Annotated in this window: 20 protein-coding genes; 11 read left to right on the top strand and 9 right to left on the bottom strand. The window is 54.9% G+C overall.

Features of this window, described 5'->3' with window-relative positions:
* The first annotated feature begins 33 nt into the window (after window positions 1–33).
* The 3 genes from UF64_RS00970 to UF64_RS00960 all read left to right on the top strand — a co-directional run bounded on the left by UF64_RS00970 (window position 34) and on the right by UF64_RS00960 (window position 1769).
* Window positions 34–474 carry a VOC family protein gene (locus tag UF64_RS00970; protein WP_044826760.1) on the top strand — a complete coding sequence of 147 codons (441 nt, stop codon included), beginning with the start codon at window positions 34–36 and terminating at the stop codon, window positions 472–474.
* Window positions 475–714: 240 nt separating this feature from the next.
* Window positions 715–1353: a DUF433 domain-containing protein gene (locus UF64_RS00965; protein WP_044826759.1), complete on the top strand. Its 639-nt coding sequence runs from the start codon at window positions 715–717 to the stop codon at window positions 1351–1353.
* Window positions 1350–1769: a DUF5615 family PIN-like protein gene (locus tag UF64_RS00960; protein WP_044826758.1), complete on the top strand. Its 420-nt coding sequence runs from the start codon at window positions 1350–1352 to the stop codon at window positions 1767–1769. Before UF64_RS00965 ends, UF64_RS00960 begins: the two co-directional genes overlap by 4 nt.
* A 90-nt stretch (window positions 1770–1859) precedes the next feature.
* Here the strand turns inward: UF64_RS00960 and UF64_RS00955 are convergent, their stop codons facing one another.
* The gene (locus tag UF64_RS00955) at window positions 1860–3167 is read right to left on the bottom strand and encodes a citrate synthase (protein WP_044826757.1); all 1308 of its coding nucleotides are present in this window, start codon (window positions 3165–3167) and stop codon (window positions 1860–1862) included.
* 110 nt (window positions 3168–3277) lie between these two features.
* Window positions 3278–4684: a glutamate--tRNA ligase gene (gene gltX / locus UF64_RS00950; RefSeq protein WP_044826756.1), complete on the bottom strand. Its 1407-nt coding sequence runs from the start codon at window positions 4682–4684 to the stop codon at window positions 3278–3280.
* 279 nt (window positions 4685–4963) lie between these two features.
* Between gltX and UF64_RS00945 the strand changes: the two genes are divergently transcribed.
* Window positions 4964–6964 carry a ComEC/Rec2 family competence protein gene (locus tag UF64_RS00945; protein ID WP_235284919.1) on the top strand — a complete coding sequence of 667 codons (2001 nt, stop codon included), beginning with the start codon at window positions 4964–4966 and terminating at the stop codon, window positions 6962–6964.
* 85 nt (window positions 6965–7049) lie between these two features.
* On the opposite strand, the gene lexA is transcribed toward UF64_RS00945, so the two are convergent.
* From lexA to UF64_RS00920, 5 genes are all read right to left on the bottom strand, one after another.
* The gene (lexA, locus tag UF64_RS00940) at window positions 7050–7757 is read right to left on the bottom strand and encodes a transcriptional repressor LexA (protein ID WP_044826755.1); all 708 of its coding nucleotides are present in this window, start codon (window positions 7755–7757) and stop codon (window positions 7050–7052) included.
* Window positions 7758–7919: 162 nt separating this feature from the next.
* The gene (gene moaC, locus UF64_RS00935) at window positions 7920–8420 is read right to left on the bottom strand and encodes a cyclic pyranopterin monophosphate synthase MoaC (protein ID WP_369792932.1); all 501 of its coding nucleotides are present in this window, start codon (window positions 8418–8420) and stop codon (window positions 7920–7922) included.
* A complete protein-coding gene (gene trpC / locus UF64_RS00930) occupies window positions 8417–9214 on the bottom strand; it encodes an indole-3-glycerol phosphate synthase TrpC (RefSeq protein ID WP_044826753.1) in 798 nt (265 codons plus the stop codon). The genes moaC and trpC overlap by 4 nt, the downstream gene beginning before the upstream one ends.
* Window positions 9211–10245, bottom strand: coding sequence for an anthranilate phosphoribosyltransferase (gene trpD / locus UF64_RS00925; RefSeq protein ID WP_044826752.1), 1035 nt, complete (start codon window positions 10243–10245; stop codon window positions 9211–9213). The genes trpC and trpD overlap by 4 nt, the downstream gene beginning before the upstream one ends.
* Window positions 10246–10291: 46 nt before the next feature.
* Window positions 10292–10864: an aminodeoxychorismate/anthranilate synthase component II gene (locus UF64_RS00920; protein WP_044826751.1), complete on the bottom strand. Its 573-nt coding sequence runs from the start codon at window positions 10862–10864 to the stop codon at window positions 10292–10294.
* A 272-nt stretch (window positions 10865–11136) separates the two neighbouring features.
* On the opposite strand from UF64_RS00920, the gene UF64_RS00915 reads away from it, so the two are divergent.
* A complete protein-coding gene (locus UF64_RS00915; RefSeq protein ID WP_044826750.1) occupies window positions 11137–12375 on the top strand; it encodes a divergent polysaccharide deacetylase family protein in 1239 nt (412 codons plus the stop codon).
* A gap of 135 nt (window positions 12376–12510) precedes the next feature.
* Here UF64_RS00915 and trpE read toward each other — a convergent pair whose 3' ends face one another.
* On the bottom strand, window positions 12511–14010 hold the full coding sequence (gene trpE, locus UF64_RS00910; protein WP_044826749.1) for an anthranilate synthase component I: 1500 nt from the start codon (window positions 14008–14010) through the stop codon (window positions 12511–12513).
* A gap of 81 nt (window positions 14011–14091) precedes the next feature.
* The gene (locus UF64_RS00905; RefSeq protein ID WP_044826748.1) at window positions 14092–15984 is read right to left on the bottom strand and encodes a SurA N-terminal domain-containing protein; all 1893 of its coding nucleotides are present in this window, start codon (window positions 15982–15984) and stop codon (window positions 14092–14094) included.
* Between the two features lie 341 nt (window positions 15985–16325).
* Here UF64_RS00905 and tpiA point away from each other — a divergent pair, with 341 nt between their 5' ends.
* From tpiA to UF64_RS00875, 6 genes are all read left to right on the top strand, one after another.
* The gene (gene tpiA, locus UF64_RS00900; RefSeq protein ID WP_044826747.1) at window positions 16326–17081 is read left to right on the top strand and encodes a triose-phosphate isomerase; all 756 of its coding nucleotides are present in this window, start codon (window positions 16326–16328) and stop codon (window positions 17079–17081) included.
* A gap of 134 nt (window positions 17082–17215) precedes the next feature.
* Complete coding sequence (gene secG / locus UF64_RS00895; protein WP_044826746.1) at window positions 17216–17554, top strand: preprotein translocase subunit SecG; 339 nt, start codon at window positions 17216–17218, stop codon at window positions 17552–17554.
* Between the two features lie 121 nt (window positions 17555–17675).
* Window positions 17676–19304, top strand: a complete 1629-nt coding sequence (locus UF64_RS00890; protein WP_044826745.1) for a CTP synthase — start codon at window positions 17676–17678, stop codon at window positions 19302–19304.
* A 58-nt stretch (window positions 19305–19362) separates the two neighbouring features.
* Window positions 19363–20220 (top strand): 3-deoxy-8-phosphooctulonate synthase, encoded by an 858-nt coding sequence (kdsA, locus tag UF64_RS00885; RefSeq protein WP_044826744.1) that lies wholly within the window; start codon window positions 19363–19365, stop codon window positions 20218–20220.
* Between the two features lie 104 nt (window positions 20221–20324).
* The gene (gene eno, locus UF64_RS00880) at window positions 20325–21596 is read left to right on the top strand and encodes a phosphopyruvate hydratase (RefSeq protein ID WP_044826893.1); all 1272 of its coding nucleotides are present in this window, start codon (window positions 20325–20327) and stop codon (window positions 21594–21596) included.
* Between the two features lie 330 nt (window positions 21597–21926).
* A complete protein-coding gene (locus tag UF64_RS00875) occupies window positions 21927–22289 on the top strand; it encodes a septum formation initiator family protein (RefSeq protein WP_052657396.1) in 363 nt (120 codons plus the stop codon).
* Window positions 22290–22614: the final 325 nt, after the last annotated feature.

The following is a 22614-nucleotide window of genomic DNA, read 5'->3' as shown; positions in this document are numbered from 1 at the left end:
TAGGATTGATTAATTCATAACGGAGACAGTGTTATGCGCTACCTGCACACGATGGTACGTGTCGAAAATGTCGATGAGTCGATGAAATTCTATTGCGACCTTCTGGGCATGCAAGAGACCCGCCGCATCGAAAGCGAGCAGGGCCGTTTCACCCTGATCTATCTCGCACCGCCGGCAGACGTCGAAAGTGCCAAGACCACCAAGGCGCCTGAGCTTGAACTGACCTATAACTGGGATCCGGAAAGCTATTCGGGCGGTCGCAACTTCGGGCATCTGGCCTATGAAGTCGATGATATCTACGCGACCTGCCAGAAACTGATGGATGCCGGTGTCACCATCAATCGTCCGCCGCGTGATGGCCGTATGGCGTTTGTCCGCTCCCCGGATGGTATTTCCATCGAATTCCTGCAAAAGGGTGGCAACCTTGCCCCGGCAGAACCTTGGGCCAGCATGGAAAACACGGGTAGCTGGTAAACACGACAGATCGGGGACTACCCCAAAATATATTGCTTTAAATGGATCCGCTGTGGCACACGCCGCAGCGGATTTTTACTTTGATTTTAACAGCTTGGTTAAAGGCGAGGGGCTTGGTAGAGAGCTGAAATACCCGTTCGATAACAAGCAGTATAATAAGTCTGCCTATTCTGTCGCTTGTGATTTTATGGATGAATATATATATTCCGAGGCATCGGAAGTATTGTTTTGGTGTGTGTTATGTATGAAATGGAAATGCTACAGGCAGCGGAAGCCGCGCATGTGTCCGGCGTAACCGTAAGGGATATTAACCGGATGTTTGACGAGCATATTCTTCCAGAGAAATACATCGCTCGCAAAAATGTTCGAATGATATCAGCCAATTCATGCCTTATGGTTTCTCTGTATTATGAGACCAAGGACGTTCTCACGTCCTCTATGAGAAAATCAATCATTAAGGATTTGGATATTGCCTATCCGAGTTTGGCATTTGAACCCATCCAGAACGTATATTTGGATACGAAAGTGTTTCATTCGTGGCTTAAAATAGACTTGGAGCCATTTCGCATCATGATTGCCGAGCGTTTGAGCGAATTGCAGGAAGTCAAATCTTTGGTGACGGAAGACCCAGAGATTTTGGGGGGGATTCCTGTCTTTACTGGGACACGTGTACCGGTTCATAACGTTGCAGCGTCACTGGCATCAGGAATGTCAGAGGAGAATGTTAAACGGGCATATCCGCATCTGGAACTGTCTCAGATCCGGCGGGCACCTTTATATGCCCGGACGCATCCCCTACGTGGAAGACCTGCGGCAGCGTCGCAACAGATCAAAGTTATATCTCGGAAACGTCTTGTGCTTCCGGAGTTCAATGCGTGAGCTTCATTTTCCTCATTGATGAGTGCCTTAGCCCGGATTTGGCTCATATGGCCATCAATGCGGGACATGTCGAAAGTATACACGTAAACTGGCGCGGTATGCAGGGATGGAAAGACTGGCAGTTAATGGACGCGATCATTGAAAATGATTGGACCCTTGTGACGCATAACTCTGTTGATTTTAGAGGGAAGTTAAATGTCAAAGGTGCTCGAGGGCTTTATCGTCAACAGGCTGTGCATGCAGGATTGATTTGTCTGAATGCACCGGGCGGAATGAGTTACGTCTTGCAAAAACGCATGTTCAAACTTGTGCTGCAAGAACTGCAAAGCCATGCAGACCTGATCAATCAATGTCTCGAATTTTCCTATGATGCCGATCAAGGGGATGTGGATGTAATACAGTATCCTCTGCCCTGACGGTTTCAATTGGAACCGAAGTATAACAGATACGCAAAAAGGCCCGGAAAAATCCGGGCCTTTTCTTTTTCAGATCGTTGTCTTCGCGACTTAGCGCTTGTTGACCGGAACGAACGGACGTTCTGCAACACCGGTGAACATCTGACGCGGACGACCGATTTTCTGCGACGGATCTTCGATCATCTCTTTCCACTGGGAAATCCAGCCGACGGTACGAGCAACGGCGAACAGCACGGTGAACATGCTGACCGGGATGCCCATCGCCTTGAAGATGATGCCCGAATAGAAGTCGACGTTCGGATAGAGTTTCTTCTCGATGAAGTACTCGTCTTCACGTGCGATGCGTTCCAGTTCCTGGGCAACGTCAAGCAGCGGGTCGCTGATGTTGAGTTCCTTGAGAACTTCGTGGCAGGTTTCCTGCATGACTTTGGCGCGCGGATCGTAGTTTTTGTAAACACGGTGACCAAAGCCCATCAGACGGAACGGATCGTTCTTGTCTTTTGCTTTTGCAACGAATTCCGGAATGTTTTTCACATCGCCGATTTCGTTCAGCATGACCAGAACGGCTTCGTTTGCGCCGCCATGTGCCGGACCCCAAAGGGATGCGATACCAGCCGCAATACATGCGAACGGGTTGGCACCCGAAGAACCGGCCAGACGAACTGTCGAAGTCGACGCGTTCTGTTCGTGGTCGGCATGCAGGATCAGGATACGATCCATTGCCTTGGCCAGAACCGGATTGACTTCATAGTCTTCGCACGGGTTGCCGAACATCATCTGCAGGAAGTTTTCTGCATAACCGAGTTTGTTGTTCGGGTAACGGAACGGCTGACCGATCGAATATTTGTATGCCATCGCAGCAATGGTCGGCATTTTCGCAATAAGGCGATAAGCCGAAATCAGTCGCTGCTGCGGGTCATTGATGTCGGTGCTGTCATGATAGAAAGCAGACATTGCACCAACAACGCCGCACATGATGGCCATCGGATGCGCGTCACGGCGGAAGCCGTTATAGAAATTGCGCATCTGTTCGTGGACCATGGTGTGCATGGTGATATCGTTTTCGAACTGGCTTTTCTCGGTGGCATTCGGCAGCTCACCATAAAGCAGCAGATGGCAGACTTCGAGGAAGTCGGCATTTTCTGCGAGTTCATCAATTGCATAACCGCGGTGACGGAGGATACCAACGTCGCCATCAATGTAGGTCAATTCGGACTGGCAGGAGCCGGTCGAAGTGAAGCCCGGGTCATAGGTGAAATATCCGGTTTCAGCATAGAGCTTGCGAATGTCGATGACAGACGGGCCTACGCTACCCTCAAGCACCGGCATCTCGAACGACTTGCCAGTGGCATTGTCGGTCAGGGTCACGGTGTGGGAAGTCTTGGAATTAGATGCCATGACTATTTTTCCTTCCCTGTTTGAACGAACACGGTTTCAAGTTGGGTGCAGCATAATGCTGCGGCGCACCAAGCGCAAACGGGTTATTAGTTTTTCTTAATTCGCTGTTGTTATGCATCGAAATGGCGAATGCGTTTCAGCGTTTGTGTCTTTCCAAGCACAATCATTACTTCGAAGATGCCTGGTGAAGAGTTGGAGCCTGTAAGCACCGCCCGCAAGGGCTGCGCAACTTTGCCAAGCTTTAACTCGAATTTCTCGGCGATAGCGCGAACACTTGCGTCAACGTCCTCTTCAGTCCAGCTATCAAGCGCTTCAAGACTGTTGGCCAGTTCCTTGAACAGACCTTCAGGTGCACCATCAATCAGGGACTGGGCTTTCTCGTTAACGGAATTGACGCCGTCAGTAACGTAGAAGGCCGAAGAGTCGGCGAGCTCAATAAGAGTCTTGGCCCTTTCTTTAAGGCCTGCCATGCCGTTGATCAAGATTTCTTTTTGCGATGCATCAAGACCGTCCACGCCAATTTGCTTGGCAATCAGCGGTGCGATCTCGTCTACAAGGCGCTTGTCATCGGCCTGACGCAGGTAAATACCATTCAGGTTGGTCAGCTTCGCAAAGTCAAAGCGTGCTGCCCCTTTACCGACATCGGTGATGTCAAACCACTCAATGGCCTGCTCGGCAGAAATGACTTCATCATCACCATGGCCCCAGCCAAGACGCAGCAGATAGTTATTCAGCGCCTCGGGCAGGAAGCCCATTTCATCGCGATAGGCATCAACACCCAGCGCACCATGACGTTTCGACAGTTTTGCACCGTCCGGACCATGGATCAGCGGGATATGCGCAAAGGTCGGTACATCCCACCCCATCGCGTCATAAATGACTTTCTGTCGGAACGCGTTGGTCAGGTGATCATCACCACGGATAACGTTGGTCACACCCATGTCATGGTCATCAACCACAACAGACAGCATATAGGTCGGCGTGCCATCACCGCGCAGGATCACGTAATCATCCAGCTGCTCGTTACCGACACGAACTTCGCCCTGAACCTGATCATTGATCACCCCATCGCCTTCCAGCGGCGCTTTGACGCGCACAACCGGCTTGACGCCTTCTGGGGCCTCGGATGCATCACGATCACGCCAGGTGCCGTCATATTTCATCGGGCGACCTTCTGCGCGGGCTTTCTCGCGCATGGCGGTCAGCTCTTCGGGCGAGCAATAGCAATAATACGCTTTGCCGGCGTCCAGCAGCTGTTGGGCGACTTCTGCATGGCGGTCGCGACGGGCAAACTGGAAAGTCGGCTCTTCGTCTGCGGTCAGGCCAAGCCAGTTCAAGCCGTCAAAAATGGCATCGACAGCCTCGGGCGTTGAACGTTCACGGTCGGTATCTTCAATCCGGAGCAGGAACTTGCCCCCGGTATGTTTGGCATACAGCCAGTTATAAAGTGCGGTGCGTGCGCCGCCGATATGTAGAAACCCGGTCGGAGACGGGGCAAAACGGGTAACAACCGTCATTCACTCTATCCGTTATTTGGATGTTGTCGCTTGTCCTGGGGACTTTTGGCGTGCAGGCTATAGCACAAATGACACGCTGTTGCACCACAGCGGATGTTAGATAGAAACAATGCGGCAGGCGGGCTATTGGACATTCGTCGTAGGGCGGCAGGTAAAATTCAATTAATTCAGATATTTGCGAATGTTCTCTCGCAAATTAATTTTGTTGTAACAAGCCAAAGAAATAAGTGGTTTCTGACTTCTGTTATATTCTTTGGGTTGGGCTGTGCCGGGTATTTCTTGCTCCCTGCGCGCATTGATGCTGCCGAGATTGCCCTGACTGTGATTCTTTTGGCCTGCGCATTCTGGATGTCGCGGCGCATTGCTTTTCTCGCCTTTGTGTTTCAACTGCTTGCCAGCATGGCTTTCGGGGCTTTGACGAGTGCGGTTCATACCGAACTGGGCCCAACTGATATTCCGACAAAAACGCTTTATGCGACTGAAGTCACCGGCACCATCATCGGGCTGGAACCCCGTAACGGGCGGATCCGGGCAACGGTTCAACCCAGCAAAATTGATGGTATCCCCGAAGACCAACTGAACTGGAATGTCAGGCTCAGTTTTTTGGGCGACAGTCGGCTTTCGATCGGTGATCAGGTCCGCGCAAACGCACGCCTCTTTCCATTGCGGCCACCATCCGTGCCTGGTGATCCGGATTTTTCACGTAATCTCTATTTCAGCAATATTGGCGCATCCGGATTTGTCTTTGGTCGACAGTTCGAAGTTGTTGGAGGGGGGAAATTACACAATAACAATGCATTGGTGGCTTATGTTGAAAGTGCGCGGCAGCATATCTCGGCTGCTATTAGCAATGAAATGACCGGACTTGAAACCGGAATTGCCAAGGCTCTGATCATTGGCGAGCGGGGCGAAGTCACCCCCGAAATTGCTGATAACCTTCGTAAGTCGGGCTTGGCCCACCTGTTGGCGATTTCGGGACTGCATATGGGATTGCTCTGCGGGACGGTGTTTTTCCTAATCCGCTTCGGACTGGCTGCCATTCCGGCAATTGCCTTGCGCTATCCCATCAAGAAATGGGCCGCAATGGCCACGATGCTGGCCGGACTTGTGTATCTAGGCTTGTCGGGGGCGACCATCCCGACCCAGCGTGCCTTTGTCATGTTACTGGTTGTCTGGTTGGCATTGCTGTTGGATCGACGGGCCATATCCCTGCGGCTGGTGGGTGTGGCCGCCATTGTTGTTCTGGTCCTGCGGCCTGATGCCGTGCTGGGGGCAAGCTTCCAGTTATCCTTTGCCGCCGTTGGCGCACTTGTCGCCTTTTGTGACGGGCCGGGGCGTCGTTGGCTGGACCGGCAAGGCATGCTGTCCTGGTATGAGCGCGGCGGTCTTTATCTTGCCGGTTTGCTGCTGACCAGCCTGATTGTCACTGCCGTGACTGCCCCGATCATTGGCTATCATTTCGGGCGCATTTCCATGCTTGGCGTGCTTGCCAATCTGATCGCCATTCCGGTGATGGCCTTCTGGGTGATGCCGTGGATTGTCGTGACACTCGCACTTGTCCCGCTCGGGCTTGCCGGACTGTCCTTGGCGGCAATGAAGCCCGGGCTGACTGCTTTGCTGGAAACCGCCGATCTGGTTGCAGCCCAAAACTGGGGGCTTTGGTATGTCGCGGGCCTTGATATGTGGGCGGTTGCTTTGGGTTTGCTGGCCCTGGCATTGATCGTCATCTGGCGGGACAAGGTGATGATTATCCCGGTGATCCCTGTGATCGCGGCAGCCTTCATTTTTCAGCTAACGCATCAAGAACCGGAAATCCTCATTTCCGGCGACCGTGAAAGTTGGGCGATCTATGATCCGGATGCGGGCATCCTGCACACATCATCCCGATTGAATGACTTCCAGAAAGACATCTGGATGAATCGCTTTGGCATTCGCCCGGAACAGGAAACAAACCGCGTAAAACCCTGCCAAAACGACCCGTGTTATGTAGCTGTTAGCGCTAACAACGTGCCCTCACGCATCATTGTCGCCAGCCGCATCACCAACCCGTTTTACGCCTGTCGTAATGCCGATATCGTTGTTAGCCAGCAAACAGATCTGCCAACCAACTGTCAGGCATCCGGTACACGTGCGATCATTGATGATGATGTCCTGTGGTGGCAGGGCGGTGTGGCCATCAAGCTGCCCGAAACTGCGACTGCATCACCCACCATCAACACTGTCCGCTCAGAAACCGGCAACTGGCCGTGGATCATTATCGGCGGCAGAGCAGGGCGATAGGGGCCGAACCAACGGATTAGCCGCGCAAAACAAAACGCCCGGGCAATAGCACCGGACGTTTCATGTTCAGAATGCAGGCGAACGATCAGTACTGGCGCAGCAGCCCGACCAGGCGGCCCTGAATGCGGACGCGATCCGGCGACAGGGCGCGGGTTTCATAGCGTGCATTGGCCGGTTCCAAAAGGACCTCGCCACGGCCGCGTTTGAGGCGTTTGAGGGTGGCTTCGCTGTCATCGACAAGGGCTACCACGATGGTACCGTCATGGGCCTGTTCGCAACGCTGGATCAGGACGGTGTCGCCATCCAGAATGCCGGCCTCGACCATCGAATCACCTGAAACTTCAAGCGCATAGTGATCACCGGTGCCCAGAAGGGCGGCTGGGACCTGCACCATGGTGCTTTGATCACGAAGCGCCTCGATCGGTGTACCCGCAGCAATCCGGCCATAAAGCGGCAAACCAATGGATTCCCCGGCTTCTGAGAAGGCGGTTGGCACGGTCGCTGGCCGGTGCGGTGCCTTTCGCGCACTGGCAATCGAGGTGACGTTGTTTGGTTTTTCAGGCGTGTCATCGTCGCTGTTTTCGGGCAGGCGGACCACTTCAAGTGCGCGTGCCCGATGGGCGAGGCGGCGGATGAAACCGCGTTCCTCAAGGCCTGTGATCAGGCGATGGATACCGGATTTGGATTTAAGGTTCAGGGCCTCTTTCATTTCGTCGAAAGAGGGCGAAATCCCGTGATCGCGAAGGTAATTGTCTATATAGACCAGCAACTCATATTGCTTGCGCGTCAGCATGATATTTCCCGAACCTGTAAAAAGAACAAAAAGGATACATAAATGTTCTACTTTAGTTCTTTTCTCGGGTCAAGCGCGTCTGTACGATTAAACGGAAAAACCGAATAATCGCGACAACTTTTCAAAAAATGTGAATATTGGGCCGTTATTCGGGACAGGATGTTAGTCCGCAACGAAGGTCCCCGACTTGCCGCCTTCTTTCCGGGTGACACGTAAATCGGTAATCCTCATACTTTTATCAACCGCCTTGCACATGTCAAAAACCGTCAGGGCCGAAACCGAGGCCGCGGTGAGGGCTTCCATCTCGACACCGGTCTTGCCGGTTGTCTTGCAGGTGGCGGTGATATCGACCGCATCAGCGTCGCTGGCAAGCTCCAGATCGACCGTAACCGAGGTCAGGGGCAGGGGATGACAGAGCGGGATCAGATCGGGGGTCTTTTTCGCCCCCATGATCCCGGCCAGCTGGGCGATGCCAAGAACATCACCCTTCTTGTGGCCGCGATCCGCAATCAGCTTTGCCGTTTCGGAAGACATCAGAACCCGGGCCTTGGCAATCGCAATGCGCGCGGTTTCCGCCTTGGCCGAGATATCGACCATCACCGCATTGCCACCGGCATCAATATGGGAAAGCTTGTCTGCCATTTTCGGTCCAGTATGGGTCAGGCCGCAAGGCCGAGCAGGTTGCGGGTGGCGGTTGCGACGTCGTCCTGACGCATCAGGCTTTCACCGATCAGGAAGCACTGCGCGCCAACCTTTGCCATGCGGGCCAGGTCATCGGGGGTAAACAGGCCGCTTTCAGCGACCAGCAGGCGATCATCACCAACCATGCTTGCCAGTTCCTCGGTCGTGGTGAGGCTGGTCTCCATGGTCTTGAGGTTGCGGTTGTTGATGCCGAGCAAACGCGATTTCAGCTTGAGCGCCCGTTCAAGTTCCGGGGCATTATGCACCTCAATGAGCACATCCATGCCAAGGCTGTGCGCGGCATCTTCAAGCTCAGTCGCCAGGCTGTCTTCAAGGGCCGCCATAATCAGAAGGATGCAGTCAGCACCAAGCGCGCGGGCCTCGGTGATCTGATAGGGATCAACCATGAAATCCTTGCGAAGGGCCGGAAGGTCGACGGCCGCACGGGCAGCGACCAGATAGCTGTCATCGCCCTGGAAATAGGGGATGTCGGTCAGAACTGACAGGCAACTAGCCCCGCCAGCCTTATAGGCCTTGGCCAGTTCCGGCGGATTGAAGTCCGGGCGGATCAGGCCTTTTGACGGGGAGGCCTTCTTGATTTCGGCAATCAGGCCATAACGGCCATCGGCAACGCTGGTTTCGAGCGCATTGATAAAGCCGCGCGGTGCGGATTGTTCTTTTGCCTCGGCCTCAAGTGTACCAAGCGAGGTGCGCGCCTTGCAGGCTGCGACATGTTCGCGCTTGTCGTTGCAGATTTTGGTCAGTACGTCGCTCACGCCGCGTTTCCTTCGTTGGTGATGTCTACAAGGCCCTGAAGGGTTTTGGCAGCCTTGCCGCTATCAATGGCGTCTGCAGCCTTTTTGATGCCATCGGCCAGATCGCTGGCAATGCCGGTCACGACAAGGGCCGCACCGGCATTCATCAGAACGATATCACGGTACGGGCCTTTCTTGGCGGCGAGCAGGTCAGTAATCGCCTTGGCATTGACATCGGCATCGCCGCCCTTGAGGTCGTCAAGCGTTGCGGTTTCAAGGCCGAAATCGCCCGGATTGATTTCAAAGGTGGTGACGGTGCCATCCTTGACCTCGGCGACAAAGGTCGGGCCGGTGGTCGAGATTTCATCAAGGCCGCTATGACCATGGACAACCCAGGCATGGACCGAGCCCAGACGGTTCAGCACATGGGCAATCGGTTCAACCCACTGTTTGGCAAAGACGCCGAGAACCTGACGCTTGGTTTTGGCCGGGTTGGCCAGCGGACCAAGCAGGTTAAAGATCGTGCGCGTGCCCATTTCAACGCGGGTCGGCATGACATGGCGCATCGCCGAATGGTGACGGGTTGCCATCATGAAGCAGAGATTGATTTCCCGAAGCGCCTTTTCAAGAAGCTTCATATCGGCATCAAGATTGACACCGAGCGCCATCAGAACATCGGCAGACCCCGATTTCGACGAAGCCGCGCGGTTGCCGTGCTTGGCAACGGTGGCGCCAGCGGCGGCTGCCACAATGGCCGCCCCGGTCGAGATGTTATAGGTGCCGCTGCCATCACCACCCGTGCCGCAGGTATCAACCGCGTTTTCCGGGGCAATTATTCCGGTGGCCTTTTCGCGCATGACACGCGCCGCACCGGTGATTTCATCGATGGTTTCACCGCGCAGGCGCAACCCCATCAGGAAAGCCCCCATCTGCGACGGCGTCGCCTGACCGGACATCAGCACGTTAAAGGCGCCTTCGGCCATGCTTTCGGTCAGTTTTTCGCCATCTGCGACTTTGGCCAGAATTGGCTTCAGATCATTATCAGTCGACATCGGGTCTTCCTTGGTTTGCGGTCCAGTGCACGCAACGCACTATCGGTCAGGCACTGGTATAGTCGATAAAATTCTTCAATAGGGCGTGGCCATGTTCCGAAGCGATGCTTTCGGGATGGAACTGAACGCCGTGAATCTGATGGGTTTTGTGACGCACGCCCATAATCAGACCATCTCCGCTTTCTGCGGTGATTTCAAGGCTGTCGGGCAAAGTTTCGCGCTCGATCACCAATGAATGATAACGGGTGGCTTCAAACGGGCTGGGAAGGCCGGCAAAGACGCTTTGCCCCGAATGGGTCATCGCATCGGTCTTGCCGTGCATGCATTCGGGCGCGCGGATGACCTTGCCGCCAAAGGCCTGACCGATCGATTGATGGCCAAGACACACTCCAAGCAGCTTGACCTTGCCCGCGGCCGCCTTGATCAGATCAAGGCAGATACCGGCGCGTTCCGGGTCGCAAGGGCCCGGTGAGATCACAATGCCTTCGGGATTAAGTGCGAGCGCTTCTTGCACGCTCACCTCATCATTGCGGCGCACTTCGACCTCGGGGCCGAGTTCGCGCAGATAGTGCCACAGATTGAATGTGAAACTGTCGTAATTATCAATGAGGAGATACATAAAAAAGCAGGCTCACGCACATTAAGGTCGGCAGAGAATAAACGCCATTGTCGCTACGTCAAGCAGAAGCAGAGCAAGGCTTTTCGGGTATCAGGTGCATCCCCGATCACGCGAGGTGCGATCCTTTAACTGTGCGCTAACCAGAGCCGTTTTAAAAAGATCAAAAGAACCGCCGACAGGATCGGTGTATAATCACCATATGGGAAGGGGCTGTTCAATCAACGAAACAGCCGCTACGAGCATCCCAGCAAACGAATACTGGAGACCACAGCGTGGCACGCCGGGCAACCCGGGCAACGACCGCCAAACGTAAAAAGGCGGCACCCAAGAAATCCAATCGTAAAAAGACCGCCCCGAAAAAGAAATCGGGTGGCATTGGTCGCCTGATGCTGGGCGGGGCCTTTGTTGCGGGTACGCTATCTGCGATCATTGCGGTCGGCAGCATGCTTGAACTTGATCGCGCGTCAGACGAATTTGGCCGTGCTGCGGATCAGAAGGCACCGAATTATGCACTTGCTGATCCCGATCCCGAACCGACCCCAATGCTGCGCAAGGATTACAAGCTTTCGGACAACGCATCGATTTCCGAGCGAGGTCGTACCGGATATCTCGTTGGCGAGAGCGACGGTTCCAGCGCCTCGACAGGACAAAACACGCAAGGTCAGCAGGGGCTGACGGACTATGTTCCGGCACCGGCATCGCGCAAGCCCACCCAAGGGGGCGATATTCTTCCGGGTGATAGCGGCAATGATGTACCGAGTGCCTCGATTGCGGCCATGGATCAGCCATGGCGGAAATATGCCGCCCTGACACAGGATACCGGTGACAAGCCGGTGATCGCGATTGTGATTGATGATGCGGGGCTTGATCAGCCGCGAACTGCGCGCACGGTGGAACTGCCGGGCCCGATTACGATTTCCTATCTGCCTTATGCCCGTGATTTGCAGCCGCAGGTCAATGCGGCGCGCAAGGCCGGGCATGAGGTGATGTTGCATATGCCGATGGAGCCATCCTCGGCCGCTGTTGATCCGGGACCGCATGCGTTGCTGGCAAGCTATGATCGCCAGACGATCCTTAACGAGATGGACTGGATGCTGGATCGTTTTGATGGCTATGTCGGTGTGAACAACCACATGGGCAGCAAGTTTACCGCCGATCCGGAACGCATGCGTGTCGTCATGGAAGTGATGAAGTCACGCGGCTTGATGTTCCTTGATAGCCGCACCAGTGCAGACTCGGTCGGCTATTCAACGGCGAATAATTTCGGCGTTCCGGCGATTACCCGCGATATCTTTATCGATGATGCCGATGATGCCGCCAAGATCGCCGATATGCTGGCGCGGACCGAAAATGTCGCGCGCAAGCAGGGCTTTGCCATCGCAATCGGCCATCCGCGCGATCTGACAATCGGCGCGCTTAAAACATGGATCCCCGAAATTCAGGCCAAGGGCTTTGTACTGGTGCCGATTACCGATGTTTTGCGCCGGTCGATGCAGAGTGTGACCGGTTAATCGAACCCGTTATAATAAAAAGATCGTCATTCCCGCGAAGGCGGGAATCTGTTGGTGCCGGGTGGCATGGATTCCGGGTCTACGCTTCGCTTCGCCCGGAATGACGATTTTCATATATGTTGTGGTTTGTTGCCGTCAGGCGAAGCGATGGGCTTCGCGGGCGGCGGCCATGAGCGCGCCGGCCTTGTTCTGGCATTCCTTGTGTTCGAGTTCCGGTTTGCTGTCGACGACGACACCGGCACCGGCCTGAATGTGGATTTTCTCGTCCTTGATGACGGCGGTACGCAGTGCGATGCAGGTATCCATCGAACCGTCGGCCGAGATATAGCCGATGCAGCCGGCATAGATGCCACGACGGACCGATTCCAGTTCATCGATGATTTCCATCGCGCGGACTTTGGGGGCACCCGAAACGGTTCCGGCCGGGAAGCCGGCCTTGAGCGCATCCATGGCGTCATATTTGGTTTCGTCGATCTGGCCGACCACGTTGGAAACGATATGCATGACGTGGGAATAGTATTCGATCTGTTCGCGGTCGGTGACACGCACGGTGCCCGGTTTGGAAACGCGCCCGACATCGTTGCGGCCAAGATCGAGCAGCATCAGATGTTCCGAGCGTTCCTTGGGATCGTCAAGCAGGTCGTGGGCCATGATCTTGTCATCATCGGGCGTTTTGCCGCGACGACGGGTGCCGGCAATCGGGCGAATGGTGACTTCGCCGTCACGCAGACGGACAAGGATTTCCGGGCTGGCCCCGACGACCTGAAAGCCGCCGATATCAAGATAGAACATGAAAGGCGACGGATTGATCCGGCGAAGGGCGCGGTAAAAGGCAAAGGGTGGCAGCTGATAGGGCAGCGTGTAGCGCTGCGAGAGGACCACCTGAAAGATATCGCCCGCGCGGATATAATCCTTGGCCTTTTCGACCATGTCGTGGAAGCCGGCCTCGGTCACGCTGACTTTTGGGTCGGGCAGGGTGTCGGGCACGGATTTGGAGCGACGGTCGATAAACAGGTTACGCTGGAACTGCTGGACCACGTCATTGAGACGCGCACAGGCCAGATCATAGGCCGCATCCGCCGAGATACCGTTTTCCGGGCGGACCGGGGTGACGACGGTGACGGTGTCTTCGATGGTATCAAAGCTTGCTGTTACGGTCGGGCGGATGAAAATGCCATCGGGCACATCAAGTTCATCCTTGTTGCTGTCAGGAAGCTTTTCCATCAGACGGACGGTGTCATAGCCCATATAGCCAACCAGACCGGCACTCATCGGCGGCAGGTTGTCGGGCAGTTCGATATAGCTTTCAGCGATCAGTTTCTTGAGGCTATCAAGCGGTGCGTCAGCCTCGGCCACGAAGGCGTCGGCATCGGCCATGGCACGGCGATTGAGTTCGGCCTTGTCGCCAAAGCAGCGCCAGATCAGATCGGGTTTGAGACCCAGGAAGGAATAGCGACCGCGGACCGATCCGCCTTCAACAGATTCAAGCAAATAGGTGTTTGGCATGCCTTCGGCGATCTTGAGAAAGGCCGAGACCGGTGTATCAAGATCAGCGGTCAGCGAGGTCCAGAGAACCTGCGAAATGCCGTTATCGTAGTTTTGCTTGAAACTGGTGAAATCCGGTTTGATTTCCATGATCTGTCCGATGTTTAGTCTATGGCGTTGTCAGGATAGAAAAAGGGCGACCGGATGTTTCCGATCGCCCTTGTAAGCTTATCAGTTTGCAGCAGTCGGCTGATAGAGCTCGTTGATCACAGTATTGTTTACCGTGACCGAGATTTCCTCGTTCAGGTAATTGAGATACTGCGCAAGGATGTCTTCGTTGAGTGCGTCCTTGAGCTCGTCATTTACCGGGGCGGCATCAGCGGTGTTGATGTCGGCAGCCTGAATGTCATCAAGCGCAACAACCACCACGTTTTCGCCGGTCTGAACAGCCTTGGCCTTGCCGTCTTCGAGGGTGAAGAGGGCAGCGGCAACGGCCGGGTTTACATCATCAGCAAGACCACGACCGGTACGGCGGGTCATGCCGGTTTCGCGAAGTTCGGCACCGTCTTCAGACGCCAGCGTTGCGATATCAGCACCGCTATTGTTGATGTTGCCAGCCAGTTCTTCGGCCTTTGCCATCATCAGGCGCTGACGTTCTTCGGCGGTCCAGGCGGCAAGCACGTCGTCACGGACTTCGTCAAACGGACGGAGGGCCGACGGGGTTACGTTTTCAACGCGAACCACATAGCGGGTGCCTGATGCGGTTTCTTCGAGGAAGCTTTCCTCGCCGTTTTCAAGTTCGAAGATCTTGGCGTTGATTTCACCTGCGCCATCAACGTTCTGACCGGCAAGGCCTTCGCCTGCGACAACGCCGTCAAGCTTGTAGGTCTTTGCGCCAACATCGCGTGCGGCGTCTTCGATCGGGGTGCCTGCGCCGAGTTCCTCGTCAAAGGTGGCGGCAAGATCATAGATCGCGTCTTCGGCTTTGAACTGCTTAAGACCATCGACAATGATGTCGCGCACTTCATCAAGGCTTTGCGTGCTGCCCGGGGTGACTGACGGAACGCGGATGATGTGCCAGCCGAGCGCGGTTTCAACCGGCTCGGAAATGCCGCCTTCTTCAAGGGAGAAGGTGGCTTCGCTCAGATCCGGAAGGATGTCATTTGCGGTGAACTCACCAAGTTTGACCATGGCTTCGTCCATGCCGGCATCTGCGGCAACGGCCATGAAGTCAGCACCTTCCTGGAGACGGTTATAGGCGTCACGGGCGGTCTGTTCATCGTTCGGGGCAAACAGGATCTGTTCGACGGTACGTTTTTCCGGGGTCTGGAATTCCGGTTCACGCTGGGCATAGGACTCAGCGATTTCTTCCTCGGTCACGGTGATGGTCGGGATCAGATCCGCGGCACTCAGGGTGGCCAAGGTAACATCGCGGCTTTCCGGTGCGGTGAACTGGGCAGCGTTGTCTTCGTGATAGGCACGAAGGGTCGCGTCATCAGCAGCCGGAATGTCAGCGAATTCGGCGGTGTTCAGGGTGAAGAACGAACCGCTGCGCTGTTCATTGCGATAAGCTACGATCTGCTGTGCCATGATTTCGGGCACAAGTGCTGCGCCCGTCAGGCTGCCAACAACCTGATGGCTCATCAGGTCACCTCGGACACCGTTGATGAATTCGTTTTCGGTGTAGCCGGCCTGATAGAGAGCCTGCATGAAGCGGTCGCGGCTGAACTGGCCGGTGGCCGGGTCCTTGAAGTTGTCAGATTCAAAAATCTGATCACGGACTTTTTCGTCACTGATGCCGATACCGATATTCTTGGCGTCTTCACGCAGGATCTTCTGGGAGACGAGCGACTGCACCGTGTTGTTCAGAAGGCCCATCTGAACGGCCTGTTGCTGGTTGAAGGACGGTCCGAACATGCTCCGCATATTCTGAACGCTGCGCTGAAACGCGCGGTCCAGTTCGACCGGGGTGATTTTCTGGCTGCCGATTTCGGCAACTTCACGCGAGGTGCCCAGATTGAGCATCGATGCGTTCAGGCCCCAGATCACGAAGCTCAGTGCAATCACGCCGAAGATGATCTTGGCGAAGATTGATTTCGAAAATGTGCGAATGCCAGCAAGCATATGATAAGCCTAACAATCCGTGGTTTGACGCCAAAAACGTGCTTTGACGTCGTTTCATTATTGATCGCCCAAGCGACGCGCCAGATGACGCGAGCCGAGCAAATTTGCCGCGCATCTTAATGGCGAGTGTTATCAGCGGCAACAGGCGATTGTATAGAAGATGACTGCAATCACATCACAAATCCCGTCAGGGACGTTTTCGGGTACTTGGCCCCGGTGGCATGGCATGCTAAAACCCGCGTCGAAACAGGTCCTGTAACAAATCGTATCAGCCGCAAAATGGCTGTTATGGCCTTGATACACGGACAGAATGTGAACCTGATCAGCACGAGGTAGCTCCCATGACCCAACGCCGTCCCCTGATTGCCGGAAACTGGAAAATGAACTGTTTGCGTGCAGACGGTCTTGCGCTGGCGTCAAGCCTGGCGGCAAAGGCGAAAGAAAAAGGGGCGCTTGGCTGTGACGTTCTGGTCTGCCCGCCGGCGACACTTCTTTCGGACGTGGTCGGTGTTACCCATGGGAGCGCCGTTGCCGTTGGCGGGCAGGATTGTCATGCTGCGGTATCGGGTGCGCATACCGGTGATGTTGCAGCGACGATGCTTGCCGATATTGGTGCGCAATATGTTCTGGTCGGCCATTCCGAGCGCCGCGCGGATCATGGTGAAAGCTCGACCGATATTCGTAAAAAGGCGATTGCCGCCCATGATGCCGGTTTGATCGCCGTTGTCTGTGTCGGTGAAACCGAAGAAGAACGAGATCTGGGTGCGACGCTTTCGGTTGTGAACGGGCAGGTGGCTGTGTCGCTTCCCGAAGGGGCAACTGCGAAAAACACCGTTGTGGCCTATGAGCCGGTCTGGGCGATTGGGACGGGCCGTACGGCAAGTGTTGCCGAAGTTGCCGAGGTTCATGCGGCAATCCGTGCCGAACTGGTCAAACGGTTCGAGGATGGCAATGAGTTCCGCATTCTGTATGGTGGTTCGGTCAAACCGTCCAATGCCAAGGAATTGCTGGGCGTTGAAGATGTCGACGGTGCGCTTGTCGGCGGGGCGAGCCTCAAGGTTGAAGATTTCTGGCAGATTATTGAATCCTGCGCCTAACGGATAGTGCTGCAGATTTTGTTCAATATGGTCTAGCCAACAGCCATAAAACGCGTTAAATACGCATCAAATTTATGCCCGATCCGGGCCGAATTGCGTTTGGATCGGTAGATTAGGACAAGAGTTTCGACACCATGCAAACAGTCATTCTGGTAATCCACCTTCTTCTTGCGCTCGGCCTGATCGCCGTGATTCTCGTGCAGCGCAGCGAGGGCGGTGGGCTTGGTATCGGTGGTAATAGCGGCGGCGGAGGCGGCGGTGGCTTCGGCGTGATGAGCTCACGCGGCGCTGCGAACCTGCTGACCCGTACTACTGCGATTCTGGCAGGCGCATTCATGATCACCAGCATCATCCTTGCCCTTCAGTCGAATACCCATACCCAGCCGGCTTCGATCCTTGATCAGGCTCCGGAACCGGCCCCTGCGGTCACCGAGCCCGCCGAGGACACCGGGCCCGCGGCTCCGACCCGATAAACAAATTAACCGACGACCTGAGGCGGCAAACTTGCCGCCTCAATTTTTGATTGTTGAATTCCCCGGTTCGTGGTGCACTGCACTGAACCGAGGCTTTGTGCTTTGAGATGAGGCCAAGATAATGACTCGTTTTATCTTTATTACCGGTGGCGTTGTTTCTTCGCTGGGCAAAGGCCTGGCTTCCGCTGCTTTGGGTGCGTCCCTGCAGGCACGCGGCTTTACAGTTCGTCTGCGTAAACTTGATCCGTATATTAACGTCGATCCGGGCACCATGAGCCCGTACCAGCATGGCGAATGCTATGTGACCGAAGACGGGGCGGAGACCGACCTTGATCTTGGCCACTATGAACGTTTCACCGGTGTTTCTTCGCGCCGTTCCGATAACGTCACCACCGGTCGTATCTATTCCAACGTGATCGCGCGCGAACGTCGTGGTGATTACCTTGGCGGGACTGTGCAGGTCATTCCGCACATCACCGATGCGATCAAGGAATTCGTCATGTCGGATGCGACCGAGGACTTTGTCCTGGTTGAAATCGGCGGCACGGTTGGCGACATCGAAAGTCTTCCGTTCCTTGAAGCGATCCGTCAGATGGGCAACGACCTTGGCGATGGCCGCGCGCTGTTCATGCACCTGACGCTGGTGCCGTATATTTCCTCGGCCGGTGAGCTTAAAACCAAGCCGACCCAGCATTCCGTCAAGGAACTGCAGAGTGTTGGTATTCAGCCTGATATTCTTCTGTGCCGTTGCGATCGTGAAATTCCGATCAATGAACGCCGCAAGATTGCGCGTTTCTGTAATGTCCGTGAAGCGGCTGTTATTCCGGCCTATGACGTTGACAACATCTATCAGGTGCCGATCAGCTATCACCAGTATGGTCTGGATAACGAAGTGCTTTATCACTTCGGCCTGCAGGCGCAGGAACCGGACCTTCAGCCGTGGGAAGATATCTGCAACACCATCCGTAACCCGGAAGGTGAAGTTACCATCGGTATCGTTGGCAAATACATCCAGCTTCCTGATGCCTACAAGTCGCTGACCGAAGCGCTGACCCATGGCGGGATCGCCAACAAGGTGCGTGTGAAGCTTGAATGGATTGCATCTGACGAGCTGGAAAAAGACGGCAACGTCAACGAAATCCTGTCCAAGCTTGATGCGATCATGGTGCCGGGTGGCTTTGGCGAACGTGGGACCGAAGGCAAGATTGCCGCAGCCCGTTATGCGCGTGAAAACAAGGTTCCGTATTTCGGGATTTGCTTTGGCATGCAGATGGCGGTTCTTGAAGCGGCCCGTAACCTTGCGGGGCTTAAGGATGCGTCCTCGTCCGAGTTTGGCCCGACCAAAACCCCGCTTGTTGGTCTGATGACCGAATGGGCGAAAGATGGTGGTTCGGTCGAACGTCGTTCGGATGAGGATGATCTTGGCGGCACCATGCGCCTTGGTAACTATGAGTGCAAACTTGTTGATGGCACCCATGCGCGCGACATTTATGGCAGCGAAACCGTTCTGGAACGTCACCGCCATCGTTATGAAGTGAACGTCAACTTCATGTCGCAGCTTGAGGAAAAAGGCCTGAAATTCTCTGGTCTGTCGCCGGATGGTCGTTTGCCGGAAATCGTCGAATATCCGGATCATCCGTGGTTCATCGGCGTTCAGTTCCACCCGGAACTGCGTTCGCGTCCGCTCGATCCGCATCCGCTGTTTGTTTCCTACATCAAGGCTGCAAAAGAACGCAGCCGTCTGGTGTAATCGCGCCTGTCGGACTATGTGACAGCAACAGACACGTGATCGACTGAAAGTCATAGCAATGACCGAAATTAAAACCGTCAAAGTCGGCAATATCGAAATCGCCAACGACAAGCCGTTTGCCGTTCTGGCCGGCCCGTGCGCGATCGAAAGCCGTCAGCACGCGCTTGAAATGGCGACCGCCCTTAAGGAACTGTCCGAAGGGCTTGGCATCGGGCTTGTGTATAAAAGCTCGTTTGACAAGGCCAACCGCACCAGCACGACGTCCAAACGTGGTGTCGGCCTGCAGGAAGGGCTTGATATTCTGGCCGAAGTCAAGGAAACCACCGGGCTTCCGATCGTGACCGACGTGCATCTGCCTGATCAGTGTGCAGCGGTGGCCGAGGTTGCCGATATCCTGCAGATCCCGGCATTCCTGTGCCGTCAGGCAGATCTTCTGCAGGCAGCGGGCAAGACTGGCCGTGTGGTCAATGTCAAAAAGGGTCAGTTCCTGGCACCTTGGGACATGGCCAATGTGGCCAATAACCTGGCTGCGACCGGCAATGACAATATTATGCTCTGTGACCGTGGGACCAGCTTTGGCTATAACACGCTTGTCACGGACTTCCGTGGACTTCCCACCATGGCCCGTCAGGGCTATCCGGTTGTCTTCGATGCCACCCATTCGGTTCAGCAGCCGGGCGGACAGGGCACCTCATCAGGTGGCCAGCGCGAATTCGCGCCTGTTCTGGCCCGTGCGGCCGTTGCAGTTGGCATCGCAGCACTGTTTATCGAAACCCACGATAACCCGGCGACGGCCATTTCCGATGGCCCGAACCAGATCCCGTTAAACAAGCTTCCCGAAGTGCTTTCGGTTCTGATGGAACTGGATAAAGTGACGAAAGCCAATCCGGTTCGCCTGGATATGTTTGACGCGTAAATACAAAATGCCGCCAGTCAGTGATTGGCGGCATTCTTTTTTGCTGTAACCTGCATGCCTGATAAACAGGTATGGTTCCTACCAGTGAGGAGAACGTTTCTGTCATGACCGCTATTATTGATATTCGCGGCCGCGAAATCCTTGACAGCCGTGGTAACCCGACGGTCGAAGTTGATGTCACCCTGGAAAATGGCGCCTTTGGTCGTGCTGCCGTTCCTTCGGGCGCATCCACCGGTGCACACGAAGCCGTCGAACTGCGCGACAAGGAAGACCGCTATCTGGGCAAAGGTGTGACCAAGGCGGTTGCATCCGTTAACGGTGAAATCTTTGAAGCATTGGCCGGCATGGATGCCGAAGACCAGATCGCCATCGATAACGCCATGATCGAGCTTGATGGCACCGAAAACAAAGGCCGCCTTGGTGCCAACGCCATTCTTGGCGTGTCGCTGGCAACTGCAAAGGCCGCCGCCGAAGATGCTGGCCTGCCGCTTTATCGTTATGTCGGTGGGTCGTTTGCCCGTTCGCTTCCGGTGCCGATGATGAACATCATCAATGGCGGCGAGCATGCCGACAACCCGATCGACGTTCAGGAATTCATGATCATGCCGGTATCGGCCGAGACCTGCTCGGATGCGATCCGCATGGGGGCCGAGATATTCCACAACCTGAAAAAGGCTTTGTCGGCAGATGGTCTGAACACCAACGTTGGTGACGAGGGCGGCTTTGCGCCGAACATCGCATCGACCGAAGCTGCCATCAGCTATGTCATGAAATCGATCGAAGCTGCCGGCTATCGCCCGGAAGAAGACGTTGTGCTGGCCCTTGACGCGGCATCGACCGAGTTCTTCAAAGGCGGCAAATACGTGCTGGCCGGTGAGGGCAAGTCCCTTGATCCGAGCGAGATGGTCAAATACTGGGCCGATCTTGTTGGCAAATACCCGATCTTCTCCATCGAAGACGGCATGGCCGAAGACGATTGGGATGGCTGGGCAGAGCTGACGGCTGCCATTGGTGCCAAAACCCAGCTGGTCGGTGATGACCTGTTTGTCACCAACCCGAAACGTCTGGCAGATGGTATCAAGAAGGGCGTCGCCAACTCGATCCTGGTGAAGGTCAACCAGATCGGTACGCTGTCTGAAACCCTTGAGGCGGTCGAAATGGCACACCGTGCCGGTTACACCGCCGTGATGTCACACCGTTCGGGCGAAACCGAAGATTCGACCATTGCTGATCTGGCAGTTGCCACCAACTGTGGTCAGATCAAAACCGGCTCGCTGTCGCGTTCTGACCGTATGGCAAAATACAACCAGCTGATCCGCATCGAGGAACTTCTTGATGCCGGTGCATACTTCCCGGGTCGTTCGATCCTGAAGTAACACCGACCACCACATTTAAGATGTGCCAGCAGGCCGCTTTCCGATGGGGAGGCGGCCTGTTTTGCGTTCTGAGCGGATTGTTTCGGATGAGAAAAGTCGAATATCAGGATTATTGAATTGAGCGTAATCGCACCCATTTGCGCTGCTCGCTTAACTCTATTTTTACCCGCTTATGCGCAAGTTTAAGGCTAATGTTGCCGGGTTTGTCGCCTTGTTTGATGGTAAGTCACTGTCAGACAAGCGAAATAACGCATGTTGTTTTTACGTTGTGAACCCGGAATGGTGTGTTTTGTTGCCAAGTCGCACAAGTGTGCAAGGGGCATAGGGTAAATGGCGTCCAATTCGCCGGTCTTTCGTCGCCTGAAACAGGCTGTCGCGCCGGTAATCGCATTTACAGTGATGGCGTATTTCATCTTCCACAGCGTGGAAGGGGAGCGCGGTCTGCTGACCTATTGGTCGATGCAGGACCGGGTGAGCGAGATTGCCCGCGTGCTGGAAGAAACAACAGACCAGCGCAAGTCGCTTGAACAGCATGTTGTGTCGCTGCGTGCAAAGCACCTTGATCCGGATCTGCTTGATGAGCGCGCGCGTGCGATGCTTAATGCAGCCCACCCGGATGACGTCATCATTTTCCATCACGATGGATATAGCGACGTGACTGCCGCAACCACGATTGCTGCCGACGCCAACTAAGCGTCGGGCAGGGTGCCACCCAACCGAAATTCCGACCAGAAAGAATCCGTCGAAGAGTGTGTTCAGATTTTGGCCGTGAAATTGACCTCGGGCGGCCTGAACTTGCGTGTTGATCAAGAAATTCCCGGTTGTGAAATGTGTTCAGGAATGATCGCATTCAGGTAAGTTGTTGTTTAAACTGAGTTCCGGTTTACGAACCGTTTTGCGCGAAACCAGTAGAGGGCATTGATAATCAATGCATTCTTGCGGTTGTTTTCCATTGTGCGCTGCTATGCGGAATTATCCTCACGAAAGCATAGCATTTGTGACGCAGGGGAATGAACGA

Source organism: Thalassospira sp. HJ (assembly GCF_000948415.1).
Classification (GTDB): Bacteria; Pseudomonadota; Alphaproteobacteria; order Rhodospirillales; family Thalassospiraceae; genus Thalassospira.
Note: the sequence above shows the minus strand (reverse complement) of the source record. Positions and strands in the feature narration are given on the sequence as shown.

Bases quoted from the DNA above. Each gene is read 5' to 3' on its own strand.
- UF64_RS00970 (WP_044826760.1), top strand. From the start codon at position 34: ATGCGCTACCTGCACACGATGGTACGTGTCGAAAATGTCGATGAGTCG.
- UF64_RS00965 (WP_044826759.1), top strand. From the start codon at position 715: ATGTATGAAATGGAAATGCTACAGGCAGCGGAAGCCGCGCATGTGTCC.
- UF64_RS00955 (WP_044826757.1), bottom strand. From the start codon at position 3,167: ATGGCATCTAATTCCAAGACTTCCCACACCGTGACCCTGACCGACAAT.
- gltX (WP_044826756.1), bottom strand. From the start codon at position 4,684: ATGACGGTTGTTACCCGTTTTGCCCCGTCTCCGACCGGGTTTCTACAT.
- lexA (WP_044826755.1), bottom strand. From the start codon at position 7,757: ATGCTGACGCGCAAGCAATATGAGTTGCTGGTCTATATAGACAATTAC.
- trpD (WP_044826752.1), bottom strand. From the start codon at position 10,245: ATGTCGACTGATAATGATCTGAAGCCAATTCTGGCCAAAGTCGCAGAT.
- UF64_RS00920 (WP_044826751.1), bottom strand. From the start codon at position 10,864: ATGTATCTCCTCATTGATAATTACGACAGTTTCACATTCAATCTGTGG.
- trpE (WP_044826749.1), bottom strand. From the start codon at position 14,010: ATGGAAATCAAACCGGATTTCACCAGTTTCAAGCAAAACTACGATAAC.
- UF64_RS00905 (WP_044826748.1), bottom strand. From the start codon at position 15,984: ATGCTTGCTGGCATTCGCACATTTTCGAAATCAATCTTCGCCAAGATC.
- tpiA (WP_044826747.1), top strand. From the start codon at position 16,326: ATGACCCAACGCCGTCCCCTGATTGCCGGAAACTGGAAAATGAACTGT.
- secG (WP_044826746.1), top strand. From the start codon at position 17,216: ATGCAAACAGTCATTCTGGTAATCCACCTTCTTCTTGCGCTCGGCCTG.
- UF64_RS00890 (WP_044826745.1), top strand. From the start codon at position 17,676: ATGACTCGTTTTATCTTTATTACCGGTGGCGTTGTTTCTTCGCTGGGC.
- kdsA (WP_044826744.1), top strand. From the start codon at position 19,363: ATGACCGAAATTAAAACCGTCAAAGTCGGCAATATCGAAATCGCCAAC.
- eno (WP_044826893.1), top strand. From the start codon at position 20,325: ATGACCGCTATTATTGATATTCGCGGCCGCGAAATCCTTGACAGCCGT.
- UF64_RS00875 (WP_052657396.1), top strand. From the start codon at position 21,927: ATGGCGTCCAATTCGCCGGTCTTTCGTCGCCTGAAACAGGCTGTCGCG.